Consider the following 25,226-nt stretch of genomic DNA (forward strand, 5'->3'; position numbering starts at 1 on the left):
GTCGGCGCAGCCCGGACCGGCCCAGGTCAGGCCGCATACAGGCGGCACGCGACGCCCCCGGCGATCAACTGCGGATCCTCGCGGTCGCAGCCGTCGAAGGCCTGTGGGCAGCGGGGGTGGAAGCGGCAGCCGCTCGGCGGGGCGGCGGGGTCGGGTACGTCGCCGGGGAGTTCGGCGGGCAGCACTCCCGCCCCGTCGGGCCGCGGTACGGCGGCCAGCAGCGCCCGGGTGTAGGGGTGCCGCGGGTCGGCCCAGACCTCGGCGGTGGGACCGGTCTCCACTATCCGCCCGAGGTACATGACGGCGATCCGGTCGGCGATCAGCCGTACGACGGACAGGTCATGGCTGATGAACAGCAGCCCTGCGCCCGACTCGACGGCCAACGACCGCATCAGCGTGGCCACTTGGAGCTGGGCGGAGGCATCGAGGGCGGAGATCGGTTCGTCTCCGACGAGCAGCCGGGGGCGGGCGGCGAGCGCGCGGGCGATGGCGATGCGCTGCCGCTGGCCGCCGGAGAACTCCTGCGGGTACCCCTGTGCGGCACTCGCCGACAGCCCGACCCGGGTCAGCAGGTCCTCAGGGGTGGAGCCTTCGGGTGCCTCACCGCGCTCGGCGGCGGTGCGGATACCGTCGGCGAGCTGCGCGCCCACCCGGCGGCGGGGGTTGAGGGAGCCGTACGGGTCCTGGAAGACCATCTGGACGCCGGTGAGGGCCGGGTCGCGGCGGCGCACCCGCAGCGGGCGCACCGGTGTGCCGTCGAAGGTGATCCGGCCTTCCGCGGGTGCGGTGAGCCCGCAGACCGCCCGGGCCAGGGTGGACTTGCCGCAGCCCGACTCACCGACCAGCCCGACGACTTCACCGGCCCGCACCTGGAGGCTGACCCCGGCGACGGCGCGGGTGGGCGGCGCACCCGGCCGGTGGTACTGGACGACAAGGTCGTCGACCGAGAGGAGAGGGGCCGTCGGGTGGGGGGTCATACGGTGCTCCTTCCGGGGAGCGCGTCCAGGAGCTGGCGGGTGTACTCGTGTTGTGGATCGGTCAGGACCCGGCCGCGCGGGCCGGTCTCGACGACCAGGCCGTGGCGCATCACGCTCACCTCGTCGGCGATCGCGGACATCACGCCCAGGTCGTGGGTGACCAGCAGGATGGCGAGGCCCAGGTCGTCGCAGAGGCCGCGCAGCAACCGCAGGACGCCGGCCTGCACGGTCACGTCGAGGGCGGTGGTCGGCTCGTCGGCGATCAGCACCTTCGGCTCGCAGGCCAGCGCGATCGCGATGGCGATCCGCTGGCGCATCCCGCCGGAGAACTGGTGCGGGTAACGCCCCAGCGCCTCACGGGGGTTGGGGATGCGGACCTGCGTGAGCAACTCGGCGGCCCGCTCCTTCGCGGCCTTGCGGTCCAGCTTGAGGTGGTGGCGCAGATGGTCGGTGAGCTGGTGTCCGATGCTGAGCATGGGGTGCAGGCTGGTGGACGGGTCCTGAAACACCATGCTCACCGACCGCCCGCGCAGCGCGGCCAGTTGACGGGGTGGGAGGGTCAACAGGTCGGTGCCCTCGAACTCGATCCGGCCGCCGGTGCGCGCGCCCGGCGGCAGCAGACCGAGCGCCGCCAGACCGGTCATGGTCTTGCCCGAGCCGCTCTCCCCCGCGAGCCCGTGCACCTGACCGGGCCGCACCGCGAGGTCGACGCCACCGAGGATGCGACGGCCGCCCAGGTCGAGGGTGAGGCCGCTGATCTCCAGCACGTTGCCGGCACTCACTGGTGTCATCCCACACGCTCCTTCTCCGCACCGATCGTGCGGGCGGTGCCGGGGTCGAGGGCGTCCCGGAGCGTGTCGCCGAGGAAGTTGAAGGCGAGCACGACGGTGAGGATGGCCAGGCCCGGGAAGACCCCGATCCACCACTTGTCGAACTGCTGGGTGCCGTCCGCCACCATCGCGCCCCACTCGGCGGTCGGCGGTTTGGCGCCGAGCCCCAGGAAGGACAGCCCGGACAGCAGCAGCGTCGCGGTACCGATGTCCAGGGTGGCAAGGACGAGCAGCGGGCCGAGGACATTGGGCAGAATGTCGACGCGCATGGACCGCCAGGCGGAGAAGCCCAACAGCCGTCCGCTGAGCACGAATTCGCGGTTGCGCATCCCCATGACCAGGCCCCGGGTGACCCGGGCGTACGACGGCCAGGACACGACCAGGACGGCGAGCACCGCGTTCTGGAGGCTGGCGCCGAGTGCGGCGGCGACCACCATCGCCAGGATGACGGTGGGGAAGGCGAACACCAGGTCCGCGATCCGCATCACGGTCTCGTCCACCCACCGCCCGAAGAACCCGGCGCAGGCCCCGAGCACTCCGCCGACCAGCAGCGACATGGTCACAAGGAGCAGGGCGAGCGGGATGGAGACCCGCGCTCCGTACAGCACGCGACTCAGCACGTCCCGGCCCAGCTCGTCGGTGCCGAACCAGTGCCCGGCTCCGGGAGCGGCCAGCCGGGGCAGGTCCTGCGCGAGGGGATCGTGCGGGGCGAGCAGCGGGGCGGCGATCACGATCACCAGCCAGATCACCGCGACCACGCCGCCGGTGACGGCCAGCGGGCGACGCCAGGCGGGCGGCAGCCGTCGTAGCAGACCGCGTTTCACCGCACGCTCAGGACTGCGTTTCACCACACCCTCGGGACTGAGTTTCACTGCACCCTCACCCTCGGGTCGATCACGCCGTACAGCACGTCCACGGCGAGGTTGACGGTCAGGTACACGATGCCGACGACCAGGCCGACGCCCATCACGGCGGGCAGGTCGAGGGTGGTCGCGCTGCGGTAGGCGTACGCGCCCAGGCCCGGCCAGGCGAAGATCGACTCCACCAGGACGGTGCCCGAAAGCAGCGCCCCGAAGGCCAGTCCGGCGACCGTGATGACGGGCACGAGGGCCGCCCGGAGCACGTACTGGAAGAGGACCGTGCGGCCGGGCAGGCCCTTGGCGCGGGCCGCCCTGACGTAGTCCTGGTTCAGCACCTCCAGGACGGCGGAGCGGGTGAAGCGGGTGAGCAGGCCGACGGTGTACGCGGTCAACACCAGTGCGGGGAGGGCGAGATGGCCCACCGCGCTCCAGAACACCGGCCACTGACCTGCGAGTACCGCGTCGACCGTGTACAGGCCCGTGACGTGCGGTGGGGCGGTCATGCCGGGGTCGAGGCGACCGCTGCCGGGCGCCCAGCCGAGCCGGTAGAAGAAGACGTAGAAGGCGAGCAGCGCCAGCCAGAAGGTCGGCACCGAGACTCCCAACAGGCTGATCACACGCAGGAGTTGATCGGTGAAGCGGTCCCGGCGCAGCGCCGCGATGACACCGAACGCCACGCCCACGACCAGTGAGACGACGATCGCGGCCCCGGCGAGTTCCAGGGTGGCGGGGACGGCGGTGGACAGGTCGGTGAGGACCGCCTGATGGCTCTGCTGGGACTCGCCGAGGTCGCCCTGGAGCAGGTTGCCGAGGTAGGTGACGTACTGGACGGGCAGCGGCTTGTCGAGGCCGTTCTGGTGCCGCCACTGGGCGACGATCGCCGGGTCGCCGATCGCCCGCTGGCCCAGGTTGGCCGCCGCCGGGTCGCCCGGGACCATGTTGGTGAGGACGAACGTCACCAGGGTCACGCCGAGGGCGAGCAGGACGGCGGTGGCGGTGCGGCGCAGCAGGAAACGGGCGAGCGGGTGGCGGGCGAGGGGGCGGCGGGCGAGGAGACGCCCGCCGCCGCCCGTGTCCTTACTTGGCACCCAGCGAGGCGACATCGATCGTCCATACGGGGTTGTAGGCGACGCCGGTGACGGACGCGGCGGAGACGGTGTTCCGGCTCGGCTGCATCAGCGGGATGAAGGGGCCATCGGCGTTCAGCTGGGTCTGAATCTGCTCGTACAGCGTCTTGCGGGCGTCGTCGCCGATCGTGGTGGCCGCCTTGTCGCCGAGCGCGGTGAGGGAGGGGTCGGCGCCGGCCGTCCAGCCCGCCCGCAGGCCGACCAGGTTGCCGGGCAGGAAGGCCAGGTAGTCGCTGGGGTCCGGGTAGTCCGGGCCCCAGTACCAGAGGCCCAACTGCTCCTTGCCGTTGCGGTAGTTGTCCAGTTCCGTGGTGGTCGGCGCGGGGGCCAGCGTGACGGTGATGCCGACCTCCTTCAGCTGTGCCTGGACGCGTTCGGCGAGGGTCTGGAGGGACAGTCCGTCGACGGTCAGGTCGCTGGCGTAGCCGAGTGTCACCGAGGGCTTGGCGATCCCGCTCGCCTTGAGCGCGGCCTTCGCCCCGGCCAGGTCGCGGTCCGGGGCCTCCGAGGCGGGCAGCGCGCCGAGGAAGGTCGACGGGATGATCCCGGCGGGCTGGACGGAGCCGGTACCGGCGAGCGACAGCAGGCTCTTGTAGTCGATGCCCTTGCGCACCGCCTCCGCGAACTTCGCGTTCGACGTCGTACTGCTGACCTTGGTGTTCTGGTTCAGCAGCAGGAAGATCACGTCCGAGGACGCTCCGCTGTCCACCTGGAGCCCGCCGCCGAGCCCGCTGACCTGGTCGGAGGTGAGGTCGAGGGCGACCTGGCTGTCACCGCGCTGCACGTTCAGCTTCTGGGTGGGCGCCTGGACGTTGCGGAGGACGATCTTGTCGTACGTGGGCTTGTCCGAGCCTGTGTACTTGGGGTTCTTCGTCAGGACGACCTGGGTGTTGGTGTTGAAGGAGGTGAGCGTGTACGGACCGGAGCCGGCCGACGTCGTGTTCAGGTACTTCTCCGCCCCGTCCGCCGAGGTCGCGGTCCCGCCATGGGCCTGGACCGTCTTCGCGCTGAGGATGCCGAGCGCGGGGTTGGGGAGGATGAAGGGCAGCGCCGGGTTCGCCTTCTTCGACACCAGGGTGACGGTGGAGGCGTCCGTCTTGGTGACCGTGACGCCGTCGAGCAGGAACGACGGGTTGCCCTTGAGCGCGATCACCCGGTTCAGCGAGAACACCACGTCATCGGCGGTGACCGCGCTGCCGTCCGCGAACTTCGCGCCCGTACGCAGGTGCAGGGTGAGCGTCTTGCCGTCCTTGGACTGCTCGTACGAGGAGGCAAGGCCCGGCACCGGCTTGGTGACGTCGGAGCCCTTGAAGGTCAGCAGCGTCTCGTAGAGCGCCTTGTCCACGATCTGCCCGGTCGGCTCGAACTCGCGGCCCGGGTCGGCGGTCTTCAGGTTGAACGAGGTGTCGACGACCAGGGTCTTGCCGGTCGAGGAGCCGGAGGCGCTCGTACCGCCGGAGCAGGCGCTCAGGGCGAGCGCCGCGACCGCGACGAGAGAGAGTGCCGCCGGGTAGGACCCGGCAGTGAATCTGGGCATGCGTGCCTCCGTGAGCAGGGCGGAGCGGAAGAAGGCCAGGCGGGGGCGGACCGACACCGAGAGGGGAGCTGGACGATTCGCCGTTAGGGTTGGCTGAAACTAACCAGGACTTTCGGCTGACGGGACCACCGCGAGACGAAAATCAACGGAGAGGCGCGAACATGGAAGATCTGTCGGCCCCCGAGACCCCCGGCGAGCGCCGCTCTGGACGGATCGGCATCGGTCTTGTCCTGGATTCGGTGCATTTCAAGATCCTTGACGTCCTCCGCACCCAGGGCCGCATCTCGGTCGCCGCCCTCGCGGATCGCGTCGGCGTCTCCCGCGCGAACGCCTACACCCGCCTCGAAGCCCTCCGCGCCGACGGTGTGATCAACGGCTTCAGCGCCCGCGTCGACCACAACCGCGTCGGCCTGGAGATCTGCGCCCTGATCTTCGTCACGGTCCGCCAGGAGCTGTGGAAGCAGTTCCGCACCGCTCTCGCCCAGATGCCGGAGGTGGAGTACTGCGCCGTCACCACCGGCCAGCACGACGCCATGATCCAGATCCGGGTGGCCGACGTCTCCGCCGTCCACCGCCTGGTCACCGACCGGCTGTCCACCATTCCCGCGGTCCGCGCCACCGAGACCGTGATCATCCTCGACGAGGTGCTGCGCCGCCCCTACGTCCTGCCGACCGCACCCCGCTCCACCGAATCCGCGTCCGGCACCCCCCAGGACGCCCCCGGAACGAGCCAGTTCGGCATGACCCGCTTCATCCGCGCCGCCGAGGGACGGGCCGACCTTCAACGCGATTCCGAGCCGGACGACTGACAGCGGGGGCGGTCACCAGCGGTGCGCGACCACGGTCAGCAGCGGTGCGCTCCGACCCGCGACAGAGAGAGCGGGAGCGCTTACCTGTCAGGTAATCGCCCCCGGCGCGTCCTGATGCCAGGATCGTCGACGTACGGAGCCGAGCCCGACCGACCGGAAGGACACCATGCCTGCCTACGCCATAGCTCACCTGCGGGATGCCACCCCGCACCCGGAGATCGCCGAGTACATCGAGCGCATCCCCGGCACCTTCGAGCCGTACGGCGGCCGCTTCCTCGTGCACGTCACACAGCACGAGGTGAAGGAGGGCAGCTGGCCCGGGGGCGTCGTGGTGATCAGCTTCCCCGGAATCGCCGAGGCGCGGGCATGGTGGGACTCACCCGCGTACCAGGAGATCGCCCCGTTGCGCTCGCGGCACATCGAGGGCGACATCATCCTGGTCGCCGGCGTCCCCGAGGACTACGACCCGGCTGCCACGGCAAAGTCGATGCGGGAGTCCTTGGCTCCCGAGTAAGAGGAGCGGTACGTCGCGAGGTCCCGGTTACGGACCCGGTGCTCGGACCACATCATGGCGAACTCCCCTCTCCTCATGGTCAGTTCACCGATCAGCGCGGCGAGCCGAGGATCGTCGGGATGCTGCCCGGCGGCGAGCCGCAGCTTCCCCACCACATCTCCGGCCTCCTTCGGCCAGTCCACGTACAGGTCCCGGGTGTGCGCGTCGAGGAAGACCAGCCGTGCCGTGTTCGGGCGCAGACCCGGCACCCGACGGCGTTCCCCGGAGTCCGGGAGCCCCACATCCGCCGGCTGCGACGGCGTCCCCCTCGCCGTCGGGCACTGTTGGCTTGCGGCCGCGTTCGCGCGTGCCGGACGATAGTTTGCGGTCATGGCTGATGACGTTGCCCTGCGGGTGGTGACCGGGTGAGCACGACAGCGAAGTGCCAGGTCTGCGGGGGTCCGCTCGCGAGTGACGGCGGGCCGGGGCTGGCCGCGTCGTACTGCTCGCAGGCGTGCCGCCAGCGCGCCAACCGGGAACGGCGGCGACCGGCCGATGTACCCGCCAGAGAGCTGATCTCCGACATAGGGGACCGGCTGGGGCGGCTGCGGCTGAAGCCCGGCCTCGCGTTCCACGCCGATGTCGAGGGGCTGTCCACACGGTTCGCGCAGTTGCGACGCCTCGCGCGTCAGGCTCGTGAGGGTGCGGTTCGGGTCAAGGTACCTGCGGCGGCCGTCCCGGACCACGTCGGCATCGACGCCGACGCCGCCGAAGCGGAAAGCGTCACACCTGCCGACGTGACGAAATCCCGCGTGACGAATTCCGTCGAGACCCATCCCGATGAAGCCCACCCCAATGAGGCGCATCCCGATGAAGCGCGTCCAAGTGACGACGCCTTCACCGCCCTCATCGAGCGGCATCGGCGGGAACTGCGGGTGCACTGCTACCGGCTGCTCGGCTCGTACGACGAGGCCGAGGACCTCACCCAGGAGGCGTTCCTGCGGGCGTGGCGGGCTCGGGAGACGCTGGAGGGCGTCGACAACGCGCGGGCCTGGCTCTACAGGATCGCCACCAACGCGTGCCTCGACTTCCTGCGCAGGCACAACCGGCGCCCGGTTCCCTATGAACCGGTACCGGGCATGGACTCGGGTGGCGGGCCGCCGCCACCACGGATGCCGTGGCTACAGCCGTTCCCGGACGACCAGTTGCCCGAGGCCCCCGCGCCCCAGCACGAGCCCGCCGACCAGGCAGTGGCGAGCGAGACCCTCGAACTCGTCTTCCTGACCGCCATCCAGCAACTCCCGCCGCGCCAGCGGGCCGCGGTGGTCCTGCGCGATGTCGCGGGGTGGTCGGCCCAGGAGACCGCCGAACTGCTGGGCTCCAGCGTGGCGTCGGCGAACAGCGCGGTTCAGCGCGGCCGATCGGCCCTGCGGCAGGCGCTGCCCGGCCGACGCGAGGACTGGTCGGCCGCCGCGCCCAGCGCCGAGGATCTGGCGCTGCTCCAGCGCTACATGGACGCGGCTGCCCGGACCGACATCGACGCCATGATCGAGCTGGTGCGCGAGGACGCGGTCCTCACCATGCCGCCGAACCCGTTCTGGTTCACCTCCCGTGACGCGCTCTTCGCGTTCGTACGGCCGAACCTCGATCCGGCGTCCCCGATGTTCGCCGGGCACTGGCGGCACCTGCCCGTGCGGGCCAACGGCCAGTTGGCGGTGGCCGGTTACCTGCGGCGGCCCGGGACCAGTGTCTTCAGGGCCCAGCTCATCGACGTACTGCGCGTCGAGGAAGGGCGGATCGCCGAGATCACCACCTTCGAGCCGCACCTGTTCGCCGCGTTCGGGCTGCCGATGACGTTCTGACCGTCTCTGATCGTCTCCGAGCGATGAGTTTCCCCGGCAGGGACGTCATAGGGGTGACGGGCGCACACGGCGCCCCCGTCCCAAGGAGTCGAAGAGTCATGCTGAAGAACAAGGTCGCGGTCATCTACGGCGGAGCGGGTTCCCTCGGCGCGGGCGTCGCGGAGGCGTACACACGGGCGGGCGCGCGGGTGTTCCTCGTCGGCCGTACGGAGGCCACGCTCCAGAAGGTCGCCGCCGGGACAGGTGCCGAGTACGACGTGCTCGACGCCCGTGACGAGGAAGCCGTCGAGGCCCACGCGGCATCGGTCGTCGAGCGGGCGGGCCGAATCGACATCTCGCTCAACCTCGTACCGCGGGGCGACTTCCAGGGCGTACCACTGACAGAGATGTCGGTCGAGGACTACACACGACCGGTCGTACGGGGGATCGCCTGCCAGTTCATCACCGCGCGGGCCGCGGCCCGCCGGATGGCCGCGCGGGGTTCGGGCGTGATCCTCTCCCTGAACAGCGGGTCCGGCAACGGCAGTCCCATGCTGGGCGGCACGGCTGCGGCGGACGGCGCGATCGACGCGCTGATCCGGCAGTTCGCCCAGGAGGTGGGCCCGGCCGGCGTGCGCGTCTGCGGGATCTGGACCGCCGGAGTCACCGACAGCCTCACCCCCGAGAAGCTCGCCGCCGCCGGCGCCCCGGGCCTGAACGAGGAAGCCGTACAGGGCATCCGTACCCACCTGGACAGCCTCCGCATGACGAAGCGCTCGCCGCGGATCGCGGACATCGCCGCACTGGCGACGTTCCTCGCCTCCGATGCCGGCGTCACCATCACGGGCACCTGGGTCAACGCGACCGCCGGAATGTTTCCCAGCTGACCCGGAAGTGGATCGGAAGCGGATCGGTTCTGGTGGCGGAAGCGGCCCAACTGGTGGCCTCAGGGGTGTCAATCAGCCTTTTCGCGCACTCCTGCCCCGCCGACCGTGCCGGCGGGTCCGGGTGCGCCAATCGGTGCACCGCAGTGACCGTTGGAGTCCCACATGAACAACGCCGGACTGCCGCCGCCCACCACGAGGCCACCCACACCGTTCCATCCCGTCGTGCCGGTTCCGCCGCCCTACCGGGGCGGAGGGCTGATACCGCCCGCCGGGCCCGCCCGGACCTGGGGGCTGGGCGTCGTCGGCGTATCCCTGCTGTTCGTCCTGGTCGGGGGGCTGGCCGCCGGCTCCGACCCGGACGAGACCGGGACCGCGGGCTCGCCGTGGGAGTACACCGAACCAGCCACGGACTACACCGAACCGACCACGCCGGACATCTACAGCACCCCCGACACGGCGAGCACGCCGGGGACGACGGAGTCCGGGGGAGTCGCGGACGCCGGTGGACTATTCGGCGAACCGACGGACGGGGCCACCGCGACCGGTACGGCGGTGGCGGCACCGGAGGCCGTCGTCACCGCCTACTTCGAGGCGATCAACAACCGTGACTACCCGACCGCCTGGGACCTGGGCGGCAGGAACCTGGAGACCGACTACACCTCGTTCGTCGCGGGCTACAGCACCACCGAGCACGACACCATCAGCATCGTGTCCGTGCAGGGCGACGTCGTACAACTGGTCCTCGACGCCCTGGAGACGGACGGCACCTCGCGCTCGTACGACGTCACCTACACCGTCCTCGACGGTGTGATCACCGACGGCACGGCAACCCCGACCACCTGACGACCCGGGGCCGGCACGCCGGCACGAGCGGAGCGCTGAACCACCGTGACCACACAGGCACCGCACCACCCGCATCCACCCGGCCCGCCACCCGCGCCGCCGGTCCCCCGCCAGTACGCGCGGACCAAGGCGACCCGCCTGCTGTCCGCGGGCACCTACCTCGATCCCGGCTATCGCCGGACCGTCATCCGGGAACTGCTGAAGAGACGCTTCCGGGTGGTCGCGCCGTCGTACGGCTACGACGCCGTGTCGGTCCTCGCCCACGCGCTCACCGCACGCCGGATGCGCCGCATCCAGTGGGGCGCGGGCATCGGCGCGGTCCTCGTGCTCCTGGCGCTGATGTACAACGACCTGCTGAGCCCCTTGGTCGCCGTGCTGCTCCTGTGCTGGGTGCTGTGGGGCGCGGCCTATCTGCGCCGGGTCGTCACCCTGAACATCCTGATGACCCGGCTGAAGGAGACCGCCCCCGACGGCGGCTTCGACGGCTCCTACCCGGTCAGTGGCCCGCTCACCGACGCCCTGATCCGCAAGATAGACCGTGAGCAGTCCGCCGGCAGCGGCCTGGTCTTCTACGGCGGCTTCCGGCCCTTCGTCGGCGCCGGTGAACCCCTGCGCGACTGGTCGAACGCCCAACTGCTGCTCGGCGCGCCCAAGACCCGCATCGCCGCGCGCCGGGACTACGAGGAGTCCAGGATCGACCTGGACACCGTGGAGCGAAAGTCCGTCCTGCCGTTCACCGTCCACGACATCACCACGTACGTCGCCGCGCGGATGGCCGCGGAGCTGCGCGACGAGGCTCGCCGGGACGAACGTATCGAGGGACTGACCGTCGAGCAGCGCCGTTTCACCACGGCGGTCCGCACCAACGACCGGACACTCGGGGTGGGTTGGTCCCAGCTGCCCAGTACCGACGACCTTCCGGACGTCCACTGGCGGGAGGACTACGACTCGGCGCGCGAGTATCTGTGCGTGCGCGTCGGGTCGTGGAACGAGGAGCTGGTGACCTCGGTCTTCGTCGGGTTCGACCTCAAGGGCGACACACTGCACACCGAGTTCTACACCTATGTACTCGGGCCACTCCTGCGGGAGTTCCACCTCGTCGACCAACTGCCCGACAAATTCGACGGACGGCTGGCCGTGCGGGTGGCGTGGGACATGGCCAAGACCGCGCTGCGCTGGTGCGTGGCCCTGTCCGTGTGGCCGCTGTGGCTGGTTCCCGGGCGTTTCCTGCCGTCGCCGTTGCGCCGGCTGATGCGCCCGCAGCGGGCCGGACGGATCTTCGCCGGCGGCGTCGCGGAGGACTCGGCGGTCGACATCAGCGAGTTCCGCCTTGGCCGCTACGCGAACGAGGCGGTCGACTGCGGGGCGCTGACGAGCGTCCGGGAAATGGCGACGAGCGACACCTACCACCACTTCTTCCAGAAATCCGACGCCGTGAAGTACACGCAGATCATCGAGCGCCGGCTGCTCGTGAACATCCGGTCGTTCCTGAGCGAGCACCACGTGGATCTCGCCGAGCACGACCGTGCGCAGACCAACATCCTCATGGGAGACGACAAGAGCCAGAACTTCTACGGCGGGCACAACGAGCACATCGGCTACAACTACCAGGCGGGCGGCCCCAACCCGCCCGGGAGCGGCGGGGGGCGGTCTTCATGAGCGAGAACCGGTTCGGGGACAACAGCCAGAATTTCGTCGGCGGGGAGAACCGGCACATCGGCTACAACTACTACGCGGCGCCGACCGCCGAGTCACCCACGTCCGGTGCCGGGCGGTCCGGCACGGCGGAGAAATCGTCCGATCAGCCGACCGCCGAGTACGGCCGGGGCCGCAGCGTCTTCGTCGTGCACGGCCGGGACGAAGAGGTCCGCCAGGCGATGTTCGGGCTGCTGCGCCGGCTCGATCTGCGGCCGCTGGAGTGGGAGGAACTGGTGCGGGCCACCGGCAAGACCTCGCCCTTCCTCGGCGAAGTGGTCATGAACGCACCGGCGCAGGCACAGGCGGCGCTGGTCCTGCTCACCCCGGACGACATCGCCAAGCTCCACCCGCAGCTGCTCGGCAACAGCGAGCGTGACGACGAGACCCGGCTGACCGGCCAGCCCCGGCAGAACGTGCTGATCGAGCTGGGCATGGTGCTGATGGCCTACCCCGAGCGGACCGTCATCGTCGAGGTCGGCCGGCTGCGGCACGTCGCCGACATCGCGGGCATCAACGTCATCCGGTTCGACGGCACGGAGGCTTCCCTCGCGAAGATCGCCTCGCGGCTGAGGCAGGCCGGCTGCGAACTCGACGACACCCGCCCGGAATGGCGCGAGACCTGGCACTTCCAGAACCTGTCGGCGTACCGGCGCCTCGCCTGATCGACCCGCTTGAGGGGTGGCCGCCTGCGGGAGGGGTGGCCACCCCTCAAGTCGTGTCTACGTCCTTACAGTTCACGTCCGGTCAAGGCCCGACGCCAGAACGCTCAGGAAAGCCGCCACCTCGCGCATGTTGATCCGCTCCAGATCGGCGGGCCGCACCACCACCCGCAACTCCCGGCAGACCGAACCCTCCCGTGACCGGGCGATGTAGGACATCAGGATCAGCCGCAGCAGGCTGTCCTGGTCGAGGTGATCGAGCCGGGAGAGCCCCGACCCGACCAACGGCATGGCCACCCGCTCCAGTTGGGCGTGCCGGTGCAGTGCGTCCCACAGCCGGCTGAGGCCGAACCAGAGGTCCTCCACACTGGAGGCGGCCACACAGTCGTTGCCGATTCGGCTGTACGCGACGGCGAACACCAGCCTCGGCCGGGCGCCCAGGACCGCCACGGTCCCGAGCGGATACCGGTCCAGCTTGCCCAGCGGCTTGTGCTCCCGGTCCTCCCGCACGACCGGCGTGACGGAGGCGAGCGCCACGGCCAGTTCCGCGTCCAGGCGTCGTACGTCGCCACCGTATCGCCGGTCCGACAACTGCCCCTGCATACTCCCGCCGTTGATGACCGCTCCGTCGAGCGTCGCGGTGTCGAAGGTGTCGCAGAACCCGACGACGAGATGTGCAGGCTGGTCGAACACGTCGCCCACCTCGACCACCACGGTCATGTCGGGCCGCCGGAACTCCTGTTCCACCCGCGGCACCGGACGGGCCCGGCCCAGTCCCCACATCAGGCACGCCGCGACCGACACCACCGTGACCGTGCCGGGATCGGGAAAGCTCCGCGGGAAGAACTGTCCGACGAACTGGAGCACCGCTGATATCCCGCCGAAGGCCACCATCATGTTGCGCAGGAACACCTGGCGAGCCCGCCACGAACCGCACAGCCGCCGCAACAGCCGCACCGGTAAGCGGAGTTGAGCGCGGAGACCTGCCCGGAACTCTCCGCGGCCCCGTCTCGGATCCCGCCCAGCGGAATCATCCGAACTCACGGCTGCTCCAAGACATCATGATAATCTGCCGGTCACTTCCAGTGACGTAGGGTGACGCAGCGATGTGTCGGGGGTAACGCGAGTGACCGACGCACAAGCGCGCGTCCAGGTGAAAGTGCTGGGACCGGTCCAGCTCGAAATCGACGGAGTTCCGGTCCGGCTGACACCGCTGACCACCCGGCTGCTGGTTCGTCTGGTGGCCGCCGAGGGCGAGGCCGTGCCGGTACGGCAACTGCGCCGGGACGTATGGGGCCTGGCGGACGAGCCACGCCATCTGGCCCAGCGCAACCGCAACGAGGTGCAAAAACGCGTCCTGGAACTGCGGCGAGCTCTCGACCCCCGCCACGACGGCACGGCCGCCCGCGTCCTGCGCACCGAGCAGCAGGGGACCGTGCACGGCCCGGAGACCGCCTACCGACTGGTGCTGCGCCCCGAGGAACTGGACAGCGCGCGGTTCACCGGGATCGTCCGCAGCGCCTTCCTCGCTCCGCCCGCCACCGCCGCCCACCGGCTGGCCGAGGCGCTTTCCCTGCTCCATGGCCGGCCGCTGGCCGAAGTCAACGGCGAGGATTTCGCGAACCCTTTCATCCACCGCCTCACCACCCTGCGGGACTCCGCCCGCCGTGAACTGGTCCGCATCCAGGCCGATCTCGGCCGCCCCGACCTCGCACTGCCGATCGCCGAACTGATCGTCCGCGACCACCCCGACGAGCTCGACGCCGCGCGCACCCTCGACGCTCTGCGGACCGCGCTCCGCGCGCGCCACGGCGCCGAACTGCTGCGCCACAAGGTGCCCCTGTCCGGCCAGCGGGCCGATGTCGTCCTGGTCCGCGGCGACCTGTTCGAGCAGGCGGACTGCAACCTGGTGGTCGGTTTCACCGACACCTTCGACACGGAGACCGACCAGGACATCGTCATCAGCCGCGACAGCGTGCAGAGTCAGCTCGTCGACCGGCTCTTCGCCGGTCAACGCCGCCTGCTGGACGAGAAGTTGCGGACCGGACTGCGCACCGTGCGGCCGGTCGCCACCGAGAGCGCACGGGCCAAGCCCCGGGGCCGGCGGGTCCGCTATCCGGTGGGCACGACCATCGTCGTACCCGTAGACGGCCGCCGGGTGTTCGCGACCGCCTACTCGCGGATCGGCAACGACCTGGTGGCCAGATCCGGTGACGCGGATCTGCGGTTGAGCCTGGACAACCTCTGGGGCGCGGTGGCCGTGCACGGCCTGTTCAAACCGGTCGCGATCCCGCTCATCGGCTCCGGGCTCGCCCGCGTCACCGACCTCGACCGGGGCCAGCTCCTGGCCCTGATCGTCGACTCGTTCATCGACGCCTGCCGCCGGTACCCGGCGCTCACGCCCGAACTGCGCGTCGTGGTCCGCCCGGAGGACCTCGCCAGCACCGATCTGTCGCCGGTGGAGCGCCGCTTCCAGGAGCTGGTCCCGGATCTGGAGCCCGGTTCGGGCCCGGACCGGGTGGAGTGACCGAGGGCGGCAAAGACGACAGGTCGAAGGTGAGACCGGGCAGTCCTCGGCGACCGTCCCCCGGTCCGGTGGGTGCCTCCGCATCTTCCGGCTCCCCCATGCGGCATCGTCCACCGGTCGCACGGCCCGCCACCGCCGCCCGGCCTCACCGACCCCCAGTGGACCGCTTCCGGCGCTTCCGCGGGTAGCCGCCATCCGCTTCCGATCCGGTTCCGATGAGAGGCCGCAGCCCCGGAGATCAGTCGGCGGGCGCGCCGCGGGGGCGGATCAGGCCGCATTCGTAGGCCAGGATGGTTGCCTGCACCCGGTCCCGTAGCCCCAGCTTGGTGAGCAGGGCGTTGACGTGGGTCTTGACGGTTCCGGTGGTCACGCCCAGGGCGGTTGCGATCTCCGCGTTGGCCAGGCCCGAGGCGATGTGGAGCAGTACTTCCCGTTCGCGTGGGGTGAGTTGGCCGAGGGCGCCGGTGACGGCGGGCGGCGCGGGCGCGCCCTGGGCGAAGGTGTTGATCAGGCGGCGGGTGACGGCCGGAGCGAGGATCCCCTCGCCCGAGGCGACGACGCGGAGGGCGGTCAGCAGGTCATCGGGGTGAGCGTCCTTGAGCAGAAAACCCGAGGCGCCGGCCCGCAACGCCTCGTACACATAGGCGTCGTGGTCGAAGGTGGTGAGCACCAAGACGCGGGGCCCCGTCTCCAGCGCGGTGATGAGACGGGTCGCGGTCAGGCCGTCCATGCCGGGCATCCGGATGTCCATCATGACCAGGTCGGGTGCCTCCCGGATGGCGAGTTCCACGGCACTCGCACCGTCCCCGGCTTCGCCGACCACGGTCAGATCGGGTTCGGCGTCGACGATGGCGGCGAACCCGGCGCGGACCACTGCCTGGTCGTCGACGACCATCACGCGTGTGGCGACGGGGACACCTCCTGGGGCGGGGCCGGGGCTCGACTCGGTCGCGCCGGCAGCGGCAGCAACGCCCTTACCGTACCGGCCGGTTCGAAGGTGATGCGGGCTCCCGCGGCGGTGGCCCGCGACCGCAGGCGTTCCGCGGCCGGGCCGTTCACCGCCAGGCGCACGCCGGTGATCGTGAGGTGCAGCGCTCCCCGGCGCCGCCGCAGCCGCAGTCGTATCCGAACGGGTCCCCGGTCTCCCGCGCCGAGTGCCGCTTCCAGCATCCGGTACGCCGTCACAACCACCGGTTCCGGCAAGCCCGCGGTGGCCTCGGGGAGACCGCGCACGGTCACCTTCCGGCCGGCCCCTCCCGCTGTCCGGCACAGGGCGTCGAGGTCGGCCACGGTCGGCTGCCGCTGGCGCGGATGTTCACCGTCCTGTCCGTCCCGTGCGTCGTTCATGCCGTGGAGCAGTTCCCGCATGGCGGTGAGCGCCGCGCGGGCCTCGGCGGCCACTTCGTCCAGCCGTCCCTGGTGGGCGAGTTCGACGAGTGACACGGTGCGGTGGAGCACCGCGTCGCGCAGTCGGGCGGCCAGCCGGTGTCGCTCGGCACCCGCCGCGGTCTCCGCCTGCCACAGGGAGTAGCTGAGGGCGAGGTCGTCGCGGGCCACAGCGCGCAGCCGTTGACTCCGGACGATCAACCCCACGCCCCAGGCCAGGGCGAACATCAGACACAGCAGTATTCCCAGCAGCGCGATGTTCAGCGCCACGGTGCGCACGGAGGGTGCCTCGCCGGCCAGAGCGCCGTCGGCGGCAGCCGTCACGGTCAGCACCCCGGCGCCCGCTCCCGCGGCCACGAACGGCGAGGGCCAGGTGTACGCGGCGCCGCGACCGTAGGCCGCCAGGGTGTACACGGCCAGCGTCTCGGCCGGCAGACCGCCCGCCAGGAACGGCGACAGCTGTCCTGACAGCGCCACGAACACGCAGGCCGGCGGCCACAGCCACGCCGTGGCCAGCACCACGGTGAGAACCGTCCAGGGCGCGCGGCGCCGCCACAGCAGCGGCAGCGCGTGCAGAGTGAACAGCACGGACACCAGGCCGATGCCCCAAGGGCCGGTGGTGCCGTCGGAAAGTTTCCAGTCCTCCGCGGCCGCCAGCAGGAAGATCAAGGGGAGTACGGCCGCGGTGAAGGCGAGCGCGGTGTCCGTCAGTCGCTGCTCGCGCAGGAAGTCGCGCCGCCGGGGACGTACGGCGGACTGTCGGGGCCCCGTGGTGTCGGGCAGTCCGGCGCGCACCCGCCAGCCCCCGTCGGGCACGGGGCCTGCGGTCAGTTCCCCGCCGACCGCCGCCGCGCGCTCCCGCATGCCCGCGACGCCCCTGCCGGATCCCATTCCCCCGTAGTCGACCGTGCCGCGCGCGGCGGCGTTGTCCACGGTCAGCTCCAGCGTCCCGTCCGCACGGCGTACGACGACCCGCACAGCCGCTCCGGGTGCGTACCGCAGGGCGTTCGTGAGGGCTTCGCGCATGATGCCGTGCACCGCCTCGGCAGCGGGTCCGGCGAGGTCGTCGGGTATCTCGGTGGCGATCGGGCGGCCCAACCGGCCGAATCCGGAGACGAGTTCATGGATACGTCCGGTCATCGGCCGGGCGTCGGCCTGGCCCGCGTCCCGCATCACCGCGACCAGCCGCTGAATCGACGTCAGGGTCTCGCGGCCCGTCCGCTCGGCGAACTCCAGCGCCTCGGCGACGAGTTCGGGCTTGCGGTCGCCGAGTCTGCGGGCCACGTCCGCGGTCACCACGACGGATGTCAGGTGGTGCGCGCTGACGTCGTGCAACTCGCGCGCCAGTCTGCCGCGTTCGGCCTCACCGGCCTGCTGCCGGCTCTCCTCCGCCCCGGCCAGCAGCCGGGCCGCCGCCAGCCTCCTGGCCAGCCACTGCCGCCGCGCAAGACCGAGGCCCGCGCAGCTGACGTACATGGCTGCCTGGAGCGCGAGTTGGGTGGCGAGTGCGGTGTGCGGGCCGAACCGCACGACCGCCAGCGGCCAGGACGAAACGACGGCCGCGGCCAGGACGCGCGATGTGACCGTGACGGGGCAGCGGACCGCGACGGAATAGAGGGCGACCGGCAGACCGAGGTCTCCGTACTCGTCGTACGCCATCGTCTGGCCCAGAACGGAGGCCCCCAGTGTCCACATCAGCGCCCGCACGGGCGCGCGCCGCCGCAGGCTCAGCGCGACGGTCTCCACCGCGACGGCGACGAGAATGCCGACGACGCCCACCAGGTCCGATGGGCGGCTGTACATCAGCCCGGCCCCGGGCCACAGCCACGCCACCTGCGCGGCGGCGAGCAGTCCCGGAAGCGCCCAGTTTCGTGTCGTCTCCATGTCGGGCACGAGCGTAGGGCCCGCCGCGCGGTCGGAACACCGGGCTTCCGACGCAACGGGCGGGGCGTCTCTACCCTGCGGTAGAGGCCCCGTTCCTCCGCTGCGCCGACGACTCACCGTCCGGCCGACGGAAGGCTGATGGCCATGGACATCACCTCGCTCACCGTCATACTCGGCGTGGTCGTGATGATCGCGGCCGCGATCCTCATCACCTTCAACGAGCCTCCGCTGTGGACCTGTCTGCTGACCGGCGCGGGCTCCTTGCCCTTGAGCGCCGCCCTGCTCAACACGCCTGCCTTCACCTCCGCCGTCGGGAACAGTTCCGTCGGCGAGCACGTCGTGCGGTTCGCGATCGCCTCCACCCTCACGGCCGTGTTGAGCTTCTTCGTCGGCAAGGACAGCCGCGAGGCCGCCGACGACGACCCCTCAACCGACGGTCCCCCGTCGCCGCACCCAACGGCCTGAGCCCTCGGACGTGCGGGAGAACAGCGGCTCGTCCCGTGTGGCTGTTTCTGCCGTTCCAGAGAGTGGACGGCTGTTGGTGGAAAGCTGCGGCTGTTGTAGAAATGGGCCCCATGAATCACGAGCCCTTGGTGCGACGCCTGGTCATCGACCTGTGCCGACGCCCGGCTACGTGTTGTTGCTGACCTCGCGCTTCTGAAGCGCCCCTCATCGCCTCCGCACCGCAATGCCATGCGCGGTGCTTTCTCTGCGTTGTTCAGCTCCGCTGATCTCAACCGCTGATATTCCGGCGCCCCTTGGAGGCCGCCCGTGTCGACGACACCACGACCTCGACGCCGACGAACTGCACGAGCCCCGGGAGTTCGCCGAGCTGCGCGCGCAGGTCGCCCACGCCGTCAAGTCCGCCGCGGCGGCCTGACCTGACCATCGGTTACGAACACCCAGGAAGGGAAGCAGAGTTGAGCATCACCAGCGAACGTACCTCCGCACCTGGAGCCGCCCGCCGCACGCCGGCGGAGCTGCCCCTCACCAAGCTCGGCCCGAGCTTCGGCGCCGAGATCCGCGGCATCGACCTGAGCCGTCTCACCGACGACCAGGTGACCGGGGTCCGCGAAGCACTCGTGGAGCACAAGGTGCTCTTCGTCCGCGGACAGGACCTCGACGACACCGCGCAGATCGAATTCGGCAGGCGGCTGGGCGAGGTCACCGTCGGGCACCCGATCCACGACTCCGGTGACGTGGCGCCCGAGGTGTACGCCCTGGACAGCCAGGAGAACGGCTTCTCCGACGTCTGGCACACGGACGTCACCTTCGTACGGCGCCCGCCGGCGGTCTCCGTCCTCCGCGCCGTCGTCCTGCCGCCCAACGGCGGCGACACCACCTGGGCCGACAGCCAGCTCGCCTACGAGTCGCTGTCGCCGGGCCTGCGTACCTGTCTCGACCCACTCACCGCGGTGCACGACGGCAACCGCGCGTTCGGTTACTACCTCGCCCAGCGCCGGCAGGGACAGGGAAACCTCTGGGAGGGAGAGGCGTTCACCGAGCTGACACCGGTGGAGCACCCGGTGGTCCGGGTGCATCCCGAGAGCGGCCGCAAGGGCCTGTTCGTGAACCCCGGGTTCACCTCGCACATCGCCGGCGTCTCTGAGTACGAGAGCCGGGGCATCCTCGACATCCTGTACGCCCACCTCACCAAGCCCGAGCACCTCGTGCGTCACCGGTGGCAGCCGGGGGACGTCGCCCTGTGGGACAACCGCAGCACGGCCCACTACGCCAACCGCGACTACGGCGACCAACACCGCGTCATGCACCGCATCACCCTGCGCGGTGACACCCCTGTGGGCCCCACGGACCCACGCTGACCCGCCCTGTCACCGAGCCGGCAGCACCCGTACCGGCAAAGTCACCCGTACCGGCAAGCGGTCCGCCGCGGCCCGGCTGATCCCGGACCGCGGCGAGTCAAAGCGTTTTCCTTGCACGTGGGGTTCCCCGCACGGCAGCCGGTGGGTATCCGTCGGCCACGGACCGCCATCCGGGCATGGCGGAGAGCTATGCTGAGGCCAGACGTCCCAGACCCCGGCGGCGTGTTGTCACTGAGCACAGATCGCTGTGGGGAACGAGCCCTTGGCCCGGTCGCCCGGCGCATCGCCCTGGAGGCAGGCGGGCCGTTTGCACGTCCGGCGCAGAGACTGCCGGACCGGCCGCCGATCCTTCTCCGCCGAACGTACACCGACCGTACCGGGGAGCACGCCACGAGGTGCCGGGAGCCCGGCACCACCACTGCGTTCGCCGTCCGGGCGGTCATCTGAACCGAGGCGTCATGCCCCTATCGCAGTTGAACATCTATCGGCACGACAGGAAGAAACGGTCACTGATCACCCTGGCCGGTGAGATCGACCTGGGGACCACGTCTCTGGTACGCGAGGCGCTCAAGGAATGCCTGCGGGACGGCGCCCGCACCATCGACGTCGACCTCACCTCCCTCACCTTCTGCGACTGCAGCGGGCTGAACGTCTTCATCGAGGCATGGCAGCACACCGTCGAGGCCGGCGGATCCCTCCAACTGCACCACCCGCCCTACACGTTGGCGCTCATCGTGGACGTCACCGACACGGGTTTCCTGCTCGTGGGCCGTCCGTCCGCGACGGAAGCGTCTCCTCGCCCGACCGCCCCCGCCTCCGCCTCCGCCTCCGCCCCAACCTCAACCTCAACCGCGACCGCCGCCGCCGTCCCGACAGCCCCACCCACCATGCCCTCCTTCGAAGGACTGCGTCGGCTCGTTCCGGTCGCGACCGCCGCCGCCTGGTGCGCGCTGTGACGGCCCGGCCCCCGCGAGGTCCCGTCGGGGAACGGACGAACTCGCTGCCGGACGCGCGGCCGGACGAACTGGCCCGCCATGCCTGGACGCGGTGGCCAGGGTGATGCCGGACGGCCGTTCGGCCCGTATCCAGTCGCTGGTCGCCGAGCAGGCGGCCCTGCGTGGTGCCCGGGTCGGCGTGGTGGACGTATGCACCGCGGCAGTGATCGCGCTGCCGGTCGGCGGCGCCGGGCTGTCCGCGATGTCCAGGACCGCGGCGAGCCATCCCCTGTGCAGCACCGACGCCATCAGCGAGCAGTTGGAGGAGCTGCAGCTCACGCTGGGTGAGGGGCCCTGCGTGGATGCCTTCACCCGCGGCTCGGCCGTCCTGACGTCCGATCTGCGCACCGCGGAACTCCAGGACCACTGGCCCGTGTTCGTCGACGCGGCCCTGGAAGCCGGCGCGGCCGCCGTCTTCGCGCTCCCCCTGCTCGTGGGGGCGATCAGCCCCGGCGTTCTGGACCTGTACGCGAACGTCCCGGTACGGCTGGACGCGGAGGAACTCGCCGACGCGCTCGCGTTCGCCGACCTCGCGACGCTCGTGCTGCTCGATGCGCGGATCGACGAGGGCGGGGCACTCGGTGGCCCCATGGAGGATCTGGGCGCGTACCGGGATGAGATCGACCAGGCCACCGGCATGCTCACCGTCCAGCTCGGCGTCGGCGTCGAAGAGGCCTTCATCCGGCTCCGCGCCCATGCCTACGCTCACGAACGCCGGCTCACGGACGTGGCCGCCGACCTGGTGGCACGCCGGCTCCTCTTCTCCCCGGAGACGGGGGCAGGAAGAGGAAGAGGGACAGGCACAGGGACAGGAAAAAGGACGGGGACGGAATCAGGAGACAGAGCCGGACCCAAGGCCGAGACTGGGAACGAGGCCAAAACGGGGAACGAGGCCGAGACGGTGGCGGAGCGGACCGACGAGGAACCCTGACGCACCGGCGCCGTCCGACGAACGCGCCACACTTCCCGCCCCGTCCAGGCGGGAACAGTCCCAACTGAGGGTGCCCACGATGAATCAGCAGCTCCTTGCCAGGACTTTCGTCGAACTGGCGGACAACCTGGTCGCCGACTTCGATCTGATCGACTTCCTGCGTCTGTTGACCGACCGCTGCGTGGGTCTGCTCGGCGCGAGCGCCGCCGGGGTGCTGCTCGCCGACCGGGACGGCGAACTGCGGGTGATGGCCGCCTCCGACGAAGAGGTACGCCTCCTTGAGCTCTTCCAGCTCCAGAACGACGAAGGCCCCTGCCTCGAATGCTTCCACACCGGCACACCGGTGATCGTCGCCGACCTCGCCACGGAGACCGCCCGTTGGCCGCGCTTCGCCGTACAGGCCAGGCTCAGCGGATTCGGGGCGGTGCAGGCCCTGCCGATGCGCCTGCGGGACGAGGTCGTGGGCGCCCTGAACCTCTTCCGCGCCTCCCCCGGCCCCTTCGACCCGGCCGCCGCACCCCTCGCCCAGGCCCTCGCCGACGTCGCCACCATCAGCCTGCTGCAACAGCGCTCCGCGCACCGCAACACCGTCCTCAACGAGCAGTTACAGGCGGCGCTGAACAGCCGCGTACTGATCGAGCAGGCCAAGGGAAAGCTCGCCGAACGCCAAGGCATCGACATGGAACGCGCCTTCACCACACTGCGTACCTACGCCCGCTCCCACAACCGCCGGCTGTCCGACGTGGCCCGTGCCTTCATCGACAACTCCGAACCCCTCCCCGGCCTGGTGCCCTGACCGGCATCCCGAAGACCACCGGCCCAACTGGCCCCGGTGCAGGGCCGATCCGGGAGTAAACTGGTGAGCGGACGTCCCGGACCCCGGCGCCACCACGTCAGTCGGCCTCGATGGCTGTCCCGTACGTCTCCTGAACCGAGGCGCCCATGCGCACTTCCCGGCAACCGGACAACACCCCCGAAAACTCAGAACCCTCCGCCATGGACGTCGTGCGCCTGCGCCGGTTGAACCGCTGGCAGGCCGAGGGAATGCGGGAGGACTTGGCGGACCTGTACGTGGAGTCCTCCGAGACCCGCGCCGGCGCCGAGTTCCGCGGCCGGGAGGACTTCCTGCAACGCCTGGCGGACGGCGTACAACTGCCCGGATTCGACATGCTGGTCGCCGAGGCGCGGGCCCTGACCGGCTGTGTCTTCGGATACCCGGTGCCGCGCGACGGCTCCTGGTGGGAGGGGTTCGACGGGCCGCTGCCGCACAACCTGGAACAGCTGACCGCGTCCGGGCACGTCTTCGCGATCCTCGAAACCCTCGTCCATCCGCACGAACACGCCCGCGGACTCGCCCGCCGGCTCCAGGAGCGACTGCTCGACGACCACCAGGCGTCCCTCGGCGCCACACTGGCGGACCCGTCCGACCGTACGGCGCGTGCCGCCTTCGAGAACTGGGGCTGGCAGGAGGTGGGCCGGATCCACCGGCCGTCCACACCCGGTCCTGCGGTCCTGCGCGTCCTGGTCCTCCCCCTCGGGGAGCGCTCGGCCGCCCATCCTGACGGCCTTGCGCACAATGACCGGACGCAACGGCCCGAATAGCCGACGGGAGGCGGACCCGGCGGACCGCACCCGCCGCTTCGCCCGGCTCGTCCGGCGCGCCTTCAGGCGTAGTCTCGGCGTGCCCGCCGTCCACCAGCCGCCCGTACCCCGGCCGCGACCACATCTCGTGGGCACCCGCCGGCACGAAGCACAGGGAAGTGGCACACGACGATGTACGACCAGACACGCGCCCAGCAGCCCGCGAACAACCTTCCCGGCCGCGCCGATCGCCGTACCCCGGGCCCGGAGCCGCTCCTCCCGTCGGACGAACGCAGCCGGCTCAACCTGCGCCTGCAAAAAGCCCTGAACACCTTCGCCGACAACCCGGCCCAGGCGTTGGAAGAGGCCGAGGCCGCCTTCGACGAAGCCACCGCCCAGCTCGTGAACACTCTCGCGGAACGGCGGCGCGACCTGCACGCGGCATGGCAGGAGCAAGAACGGGAACAGGAACAGGGCCAGGGCGAGAGCCAGAGCCAAGACCCCGAAGCACGGTCGACGGAACTCCGGCTCGCGCTGAGGCAGTACCGGGAGATCACCCAACGGCTGCTGCGCATTTAGGCAGCTTTAGGTGTCTTTAGGTGTCTTCAGGCGGCCGACATTCACACCGTGCGAGCAATTCCAGTTCCAGCAGTCCAATTGATTCCAGTAAATGGGCATAAACAGCCGAATGCACCGAGAAGCGCCATCCGCAGTAAAATAGGCGGCGGGTCGGCGCACTCTCACGTGCGGCCGCCCGGAAGGGCGACTCCGGCGTGTCCGCGCCGGAGTCGTTGCCGCAGCCGTTGGCTCGGCAGGAGGGAGACGGCATGATCCAGGCAGCCGATATCCGCGAGTGGCGTACCCATGACGTCGTCGACCCGAAAGGGCACAAGATCGGCGTGCTCGAAGCGGTCTACGTGGACACCGCCACCGACGAACCGGCCGTGGTCACCGTCCTGACCGGACTGCCGACCCGTCGTCGCCTCGTCTTCGTCCCCCTGGACAAGGCACTCCTCGGGCCGGACTACGTCAAGGTCTCCTACGACAGGAACCAGGTGCGGAAGGCTCCCTCGATCGGCACGGACGACGTCCTGCCCGCCGAGCAGGAACCCGAGATCTTCGAGTACTACGGCCTGGCCTATCAGCCCGGCGCGGGCGGCGAACGGCAGCTCGCACGCCGCTGATCACCCGTCCGGCCCAAGGGAGGTCTTCGAGTCATGGTGCTCTTCCTGCTGCTCGCGCTCGTGGCCCTCGTCCTGGGCATCATCGGCGCGGCAGCCGAAGGTTTGGGCTATCTGCTGGTGATCGGCATCGTGCTGCTCGTGGCCGACGTGGCCTTCGCCGCCGTGCGACTGTCGCGGCGCGCCCGGCGGCGTCCCCTCCGCTGACCGGCCGCGGCAGGCTGACCGCCCCGGCAGGATGCCCCGCCCCGGCAAGCTCACCGATCCCGGCAGGCTGACCCGTCCCGCCAACAGGACACCCGAAGGGCAGCGTTCGGAACCCGCTTCTCGTGGGCGTCCGTTCGGCGAACCGGGAGA

General features: G+C 70.6%; 26 protein-coding genes and 1 pseudogene. 17 read left to right on the forward strand and 10 right to left on the reverse strand.

Features of this window, described 5'->3' with window-relative positions; translation table 11 throughout:
* Window positions 1-26: 26 nt before the first annotated feature.
* The 5 genes from AB0N66_RS07905 to AB0N66_RS07925 are packed head-to-tail and all read right to left on the reverse strand — an operon-like array spanning window position 27 to window position 5,331.
* On the reverse strand, window positions 27-977 hold the full coding sequence (locus tag AB0N66_RS07905) for an ABC transporter ATP-binding protein (protein WP_365430113.1): 951 nt from the start codon (window positions 975-977) through the stop codon (window positions 27-29).
* Complete coding sequence (locus AB0N66_RS07910) at window positions 974-1,768, reverse strand: ABC transporter ATP-binding protein (RefSeq protein ID WP_365430115.1); 795 nt, start codon at window positions 1,766-1,768, stop codon at window positions 974-976. The genes AB0N66_RS07905 and AB0N66_RS07910 overlap by 4 nt, the downstream gene beginning before the upstream one ends.
* A complete protein-coding gene (locus tag AB0N66_RS07915; protein ID WP_365430117.1) occupies window positions 1,765-2,679 on the reverse strand; it encodes an ABC transporter permease in 915 nt (304 codons plus the stop codon). The genes AB0N66_RS07910 and AB0N66_RS07915 overlap by 4 nt, the downstream gene beginning before the upstream one ends.
* Window positions 2,676-3,755 (reverse strand): ABC transporter permease, encoded by a 1,080-nt coding sequence (locus AB0N66_RS07920; protein WP_365430119.1) that lies wholly within the window; start codon window positions 3,753-3,755, stop codon window positions 2,676-2,678. The genes AB0N66_RS07915 and AB0N66_RS07920 overlap by 4 nt, the downstream gene beginning before the upstream one ends.
* Window positions 3,745-5,331, reverse strand: coding sequence for an ABC transporter substrate-binding protein (locus tag AB0N66_RS07925; RefSeq protein ID WP_365430121.1), 1,587 nt, complete (start codon window positions 5,329-5,331; stop codon window positions 3,745-3,747). Before AB0N66_RS07925 ends, AB0N66_RS07920 begins: the two co-directional genes overlap by 11 nt.
* Before the next feature lie 161 nt (window positions 5,332-5,492).
* Between AB0N66_RS07925 and AB0N66_RS07930 the strand changes: the two genes are divergently transcribed.
* Together AB0N66_RS07930 and AB0N66_RS07935 are read left to right on the forward strand one after the other, a co-directional pair.
* Window positions 5,493-6,140 carry an Lrp/AsnC family transcriptional regulator gene (locus AB0N66_RS07930; RefSeq protein ID WP_365430123.1) on the forward strand — a complete coding sequence of 216 codons (648 nt, stop codon included), beginning with the start codon at window positions 5,493-5,495 and terminating at the stop codon, window positions 6,138-6,140.
* A gap of 166 nt (window positions 6,141-6,306) precedes the next feature.
* Entirely contained in the window at window positions 6,307-6,654 is a 348-nt protein-coding gene (locus AB0N66_RS07935; protein WP_365430125.1) for a DUF1330 domain-containing protein, read from the forward strand.
* An 8-nt stretch (window positions 6,655-6,662) separates the two neighbouring features.
* Here AB0N66_RS07935 and AB0N66_RS07940 read toward each other — a convergent pair.
* Window positions 6,663-6,899: pseudogene (locus tag AB0N66_RS07940) on the reverse strand (transcriptional regulator); the annotation flags it as partial.
* Between the two features lie 159 nt (window positions 6,900-7,058).
* Here AB0N66_RS07940 and AB0N66_RS07945 point away from each other — a divergent pair.
* The 5 genes from AB0N66_RS07945 (at window position 7,059) to AB0N66_RS07965 (ending at window position 12,564) form a co-directional block, all read left to right on the forward strand.
* The gene (locus AB0N66_RS07945; protein WP_365430127.1) at window positions 7,059-8,495 is read left to right on the forward strand and encodes an RNA polymerase subunit sigma-70; all 1,437 of its coding nucleotides are present in this window, start codon (window positions 7,059-7,061) and stop codon (window positions 8,493-8,495) included.
* A gap of 98 nt (window positions 8,496-8,593) precedes the next feature.
* Window positions 8,594-9,361 (forward strand): SDR family oxidoreductase, encoded by a 768-nt coding sequence (locus AB0N66_RS07950; protein WP_365430129.1) that lies wholly within the window; start codon window positions 8,594-8,596, stop codon window positions 9,359-9,361.
* 162 nt (window positions 9,362-9,523) lie between these two features.
* The gene (locus AB0N66_RS07955) at window positions 9,524-10,204 is read left to right on the forward strand and encodes a hypothetical protein (RefSeq protein WP_365430131.1); all 681 of its coding nucleotides are present in this window, start codon (window positions 9,524-9,526) and stop codon (window positions 10,202-10,204) included.
* Between the two features lie 45 nt (window positions 10,205-10,249).
* A complete protein-coding gene (locus AB0N66_RS07960; RefSeq protein ID WP_365430133.1) occupies window positions 10,250-11,863 on the forward strand; it encodes a hypothetical protein in 1,614 nt (537 codons plus the stop codon).
* On the forward strand, window positions 11,860-12,564 hold the full coding sequence (locus tag AB0N66_RS07965; RefSeq protein ID WP_365430135.1) for a nucleotide-binding protein: 705 nt from the start codon (window positions 11,860-11,862) through the stop codon (window positions 12,562-12,564). Before AB0N66_RS07960 ends, AB0N66_RS07965 begins: the two co-directional genes overlap by 4 nt.
* A 72-nt stretch (window positions 12,565-12,636) precedes the next feature.
* On the opposite strand, the gene AB0N66_RS07970 is transcribed toward AB0N66_RS07965, so the two are convergent.
* Entirely contained in the window at window positions 12,637-13,518 is an 882-nt protein-coding gene (locus AB0N66_RS07970; protein WP_365430137.1) for a macro domain-containing protein, read from the reverse strand.
* A 169-nt stretch (window positions 13,519-13,687) separates the two neighbouring features.
* Here AB0N66_RS07970 and AB0N66_RS07975 point away from each other — a divergent pair, with 169 nt between their 5' ends.
* Window positions 13,688-15,088, forward strand: a complete 1,401-nt coding sequence (locus tag AB0N66_RS07975) for a macro domain-containing protein (protein ID WP_365430139.1) — start codon at window positions 13,688-13,690, stop codon at window positions 15,086-15,088.
* A 238-nt stretch (window positions 15,089-15,326) separates the two neighbouring features.
* Here AB0N66_RS07975 and AB0N66_RS07980 read toward each other — a convergent pair whose 3' ends face one another.
* Both AB0N66_RS07980 and AB0N66_RS07985 read right to left on the reverse strand, forming a co-directional pair.
* A complete protein-coding gene (locus tag AB0N66_RS07980) occupies window positions 15,327-15,983 on the reverse strand; it encodes a response regulator transcription factor (RefSeq protein WP_365430141.1) in 657 nt (218 codons plus the stop codon).
* On the reverse strand, window positions 15,983-18,358 hold the full coding sequence (locus tag AB0N66_RS07985) for a histidine kinase (protein ID WP_365430143.1): 2,376 nt from the start codon (window positions 18,356-18,358) through the stop codon (window positions 15,983-15,985). The genes AB0N66_RS07980 and AB0N66_RS07985 overlap by 1 nt, the downstream gene beginning before the upstream one ends.
* A 138-nt stretch (window positions 18,359-18,496) precedes the next feature.
* On the opposite strand from AB0N66_RS07985, the gene AB0N66_RS07990 reads away from it, so the two are divergent.
* The gene (locus AB0N66_RS07990) at window positions 18,497-18,823 is read left to right on the forward strand and encodes a hypothetical protein (RefSeq protein ID WP_365430145.1); all 327 of its coding nucleotides are present in this window, start codon (window positions 18,497-18,499) and stop codon (window positions 18,821-18,823) included.
* 268 nt (window positions 18,824-19,091) lie between these two features.
* On the opposite strand, the gene AB0N66_RS07995 is transcribed toward AB0N66_RS07990, so the two are convergent.
* Window positions 19,092-19,247: a hypothetical protein gene (locus AB0N66_RS07995; protein WP_365430147.1), complete on the reverse strand. Its 156-nt coding sequence runs from the start codon at window positions 19,245-19,247 to the stop codon at window positions 19,092-19,094.
* 31 nt (window positions 19,248-19,278) lie between these two features.
* Between AB0N66_RS07995 and AB0N66_RS08000 the strand changes: the two genes are divergently transcribed.
* The 8 genes from AB0N66_RS08000 to AB0N66_RS08035 all read left to right on the forward strand — a co-directional run bounded on the left by AB0N66_RS08000 (window position 19,279) and on the right by AB0N66_RS08035 (window position 25,076).
* Window positions 19,279-20,181 carry a TauD/TfdA family dioxygenase gene (locus tag AB0N66_RS08000; RefSeq protein ID WP_365430149.1) on the forward strand — a complete coding sequence of 301 codons (903 nt, stop codon included), beginning with the start codon at window positions 19,279-19,281 and terminating at the stop codon, window positions 20,179-20,181.
* A 458-nt stretch (window positions 20,182-20,639) separates the two neighbouring features.
* Complete coding sequence (locus AB0N66_RS08005; RefSeq protein WP_365430151.1) at window positions 20,640-21,137, forward strand: STAS domain-containing protein; 498 nt, start codon at window positions 20,640-20,642, stop codon at window positions 21,135-21,137.
* Between the two features lie 103 nt (window positions 21,138-21,240).
* Window positions 21,241-22,107, forward strand: a complete 867-nt coding sequence (locus AB0N66_RS08010; RefSeq protein ID WP_365430153.1) for an ANTAR domain-containing protein — start codon at window positions 21,241-21,243, stop codon at window positions 22,105-22,107.
* A 79-nt stretch (window positions 22,108-22,186) separates the two neighbouring features.
* Complete coding sequence (locus AB0N66_RS08015) at window positions 22,187-22,903, forward strand: GAF and ANTAR domain-containing protein (RefSeq protein WP_365430155.1); 717 nt, start codon at window positions 22,187-22,189, stop codon at window positions 22,901-22,903.
* A gap of 200 nt (window positions 22,904-23,103) precedes the next feature.
* Window positions 23,104-23,709, forward strand: a complete 606-nt coding sequence (locus AB0N66_RS08020) for a hypothetical protein (protein ID WP_365430157.1) — start codon at window positions 23,104-23,106, stop codon at window positions 23,707-23,709.
* Window positions 23,710-23,880: 171 nt separating this feature from the next.
* The gene (locus AB0N66_RS08025; RefSeq protein WP_365430159.1) at window positions 23,881-24,267 is read left to right on the forward strand and encodes a hypothetical protein; all 387 of its coding nucleotides are present in this window, start codon (window positions 23,881-23,883) and stop codon (window positions 24,265-24,267) included.
* Window positions 24,268-24,515: 248 nt separating this feature from the next.
* On the forward strand, window positions 24,516-24,872 hold the full coding sequence (locus AB0N66_RS08030; RefSeq protein WP_365430161.1) for a PRC-barrel domain-containing protein: 357 nt from the start codon (window positions 24,516-24,518) through the stop codon (window positions 24,870-24,872).
* 33 nt (window positions 24,873-24,905) lie between these two features.
* Window positions 24,906-25,076 (forward strand): hypothetical protein, encoded by a 171-nt coding sequence (locus AB0N66_RS08035; RefSeq protein WP_365430163.1) that lies wholly within the window; start codon window positions 24,906-24,908, stop codon window positions 25,074-25,076.
* Window positions 25,077-25,226 lie beyond the last annotated feature (150 nt).

The sequence above is a fragment of the Streptomyces sp. NPDC093544 genome, from assembly GCF_040683495.1.
In the GTDB taxonomy this organism is placed as follows: Bacteria; Actinomycetota; Actinomycetes; order Streptomycetales; family Streptomycetaceae; genus Streptomyces.

What these genes read in the sequence shown, in the direction of transcription:
- AB0N66_RS07905 (WP_365430113.1), bottom strand. Translation starts at nt 977, where the DNA reads ATGACCCCCCACCCGACGGCCCCTCTCCTCTCGGTCGACGACCTTGTC.
- AB0N66_RS07910 (WP_365430115.1), bottom strand. Translation starts at nt 1,768, where the DNA reads ATGACACCAGTGAGTGCCGGCAACGTGCTGGAGATCAGCGGCCTCACC.
- AB0N66_RS07925 (WP_365430121.1), bottom strand. Translation starts at nt 5,331, where the DNA reads ATGCCCAGATTCACTGCCGGGTCCTACCCGGCGGCACTCTCTCTCGTC.
- AB0N66_RS07930 (WP_365430123.1), top strand. Translation starts at nt 5,493, where the DNA reads ATGGAAGATCTGTCGGCCCCCGAGACCCCCGGCGAGCGCCGCTCTGGA.
- AB0N66_RS07935 (WP_365430125.1), top strand. Translation starts at nt 6,307, where the DNA reads ATGCCTGCCTACGCCATAGCTCACCTGCGGGATGCCACCCCGCACCCG.
- AB0N66_RS07950 (WP_365430129.1), top strand. Translation starts at nt 8,594, where the DNA reads ATGCTGAAGAACAAGGTCGCGGTCATCTACGGCGGAGCGGGTTCCCTC.
- AB0N66_RS07955 (WP_365430131.1), top strand. Translation starts at nt 9,524, where the DNA reads ATGAACAACGCCGGACTGCCGCCGCCCACCACGAGGCCACCCACACCG.
- AB0N66_RS07965 (WP_365430135.1), top strand. Translation starts at nt 11,860, where the DNA reads ATGAGCGAGAACCGGTTCGGGGACAACAGCCAGAATTTCGTCGGCGGG.
- AB0N66_RS07980 (WP_365430141.1), bottom strand. Translation starts at nt 15,983, where the DNA reads ATGGTCGTCGACGACCAGGCAGTGGTCCGCGCCGGGTTCGCCGCCATC.
- AB0N66_RS07985 (WP_365430143.1), bottom strand. Translation starts at nt 18,358, where the DNA reads ATGGAGACGACACGAAACTGGGCGCTTCCGGGACTGCTCGCCGCCGCG.
- AB0N66_RS07990 (WP_365430145.1), top strand. Translation starts at nt 18,497, where the DNA reads ATGGCCATGGACATCACCTCGCTCACCGTCATACTCGGCGTGGTCGTG.
- AB0N66_RS07995 (WP_365430147.1), bottom strand. Translation starts at nt 19,247, where the DNA reads ATGGTCAGGTCAGGCCGCCGCGGCGGACTTGACGGCGTGGGCGACCTG.
- AB0N66_RS08005 (WP_365430151.1), top strand. Translation starts at nt 20,640, where the DNA reads ATGCCCCTATCGCAGTTGAACATCTATCGGCACGACAGGAAGAAACGG.
- AB0N66_RS08010 (WP_365430153.1), top strand. Translation starts at nt 21,241, where the DNA reads ATGCCGGACGGCCGTTCGGCCCGTATCCAGTCGCTGGTCGCCGAGCAG.
- AB0N66_RS08015 (WP_365430155.1), top strand. Translation starts at nt 22,187, where the DNA reads ATGAATCAGCAGCTCCTTGCCAGGACTTTCGTCGAACTGGCGGACAAC.
- AB0N66_RS08020 (WP_365430157.1), top strand. Translation starts at nt 23,104, where the DNA reads ATGGACGTCGTGCGCCTGCGCCGGTTGAACCGCTGGCAGGCCGAGGGA.
- AB0N66_RS08025 (WP_365430159.1), top strand. Translation starts at nt 23,881, where the DNA reads ATGTACGACCAGACACGCGCCCAGCAGCCCGCGAACAACCTTCCCGGC.
- AB0N66_RS08030 (WP_365430161.1), top strand. Translation starts at nt 24,516, where the DNA reads ATGATCCAGGCAGCCGATATCCGCGAGTGGCGTACCCATGACGTCGTC.
- AB0N66_RS08035 (WP_365430163.1), top strand. Translation starts at nt 24,906, where the DNA reads ATGGTGCTCTTCCTGCTGCTCGCGCTCGTGGCCCTCGTCCTGGGCATC.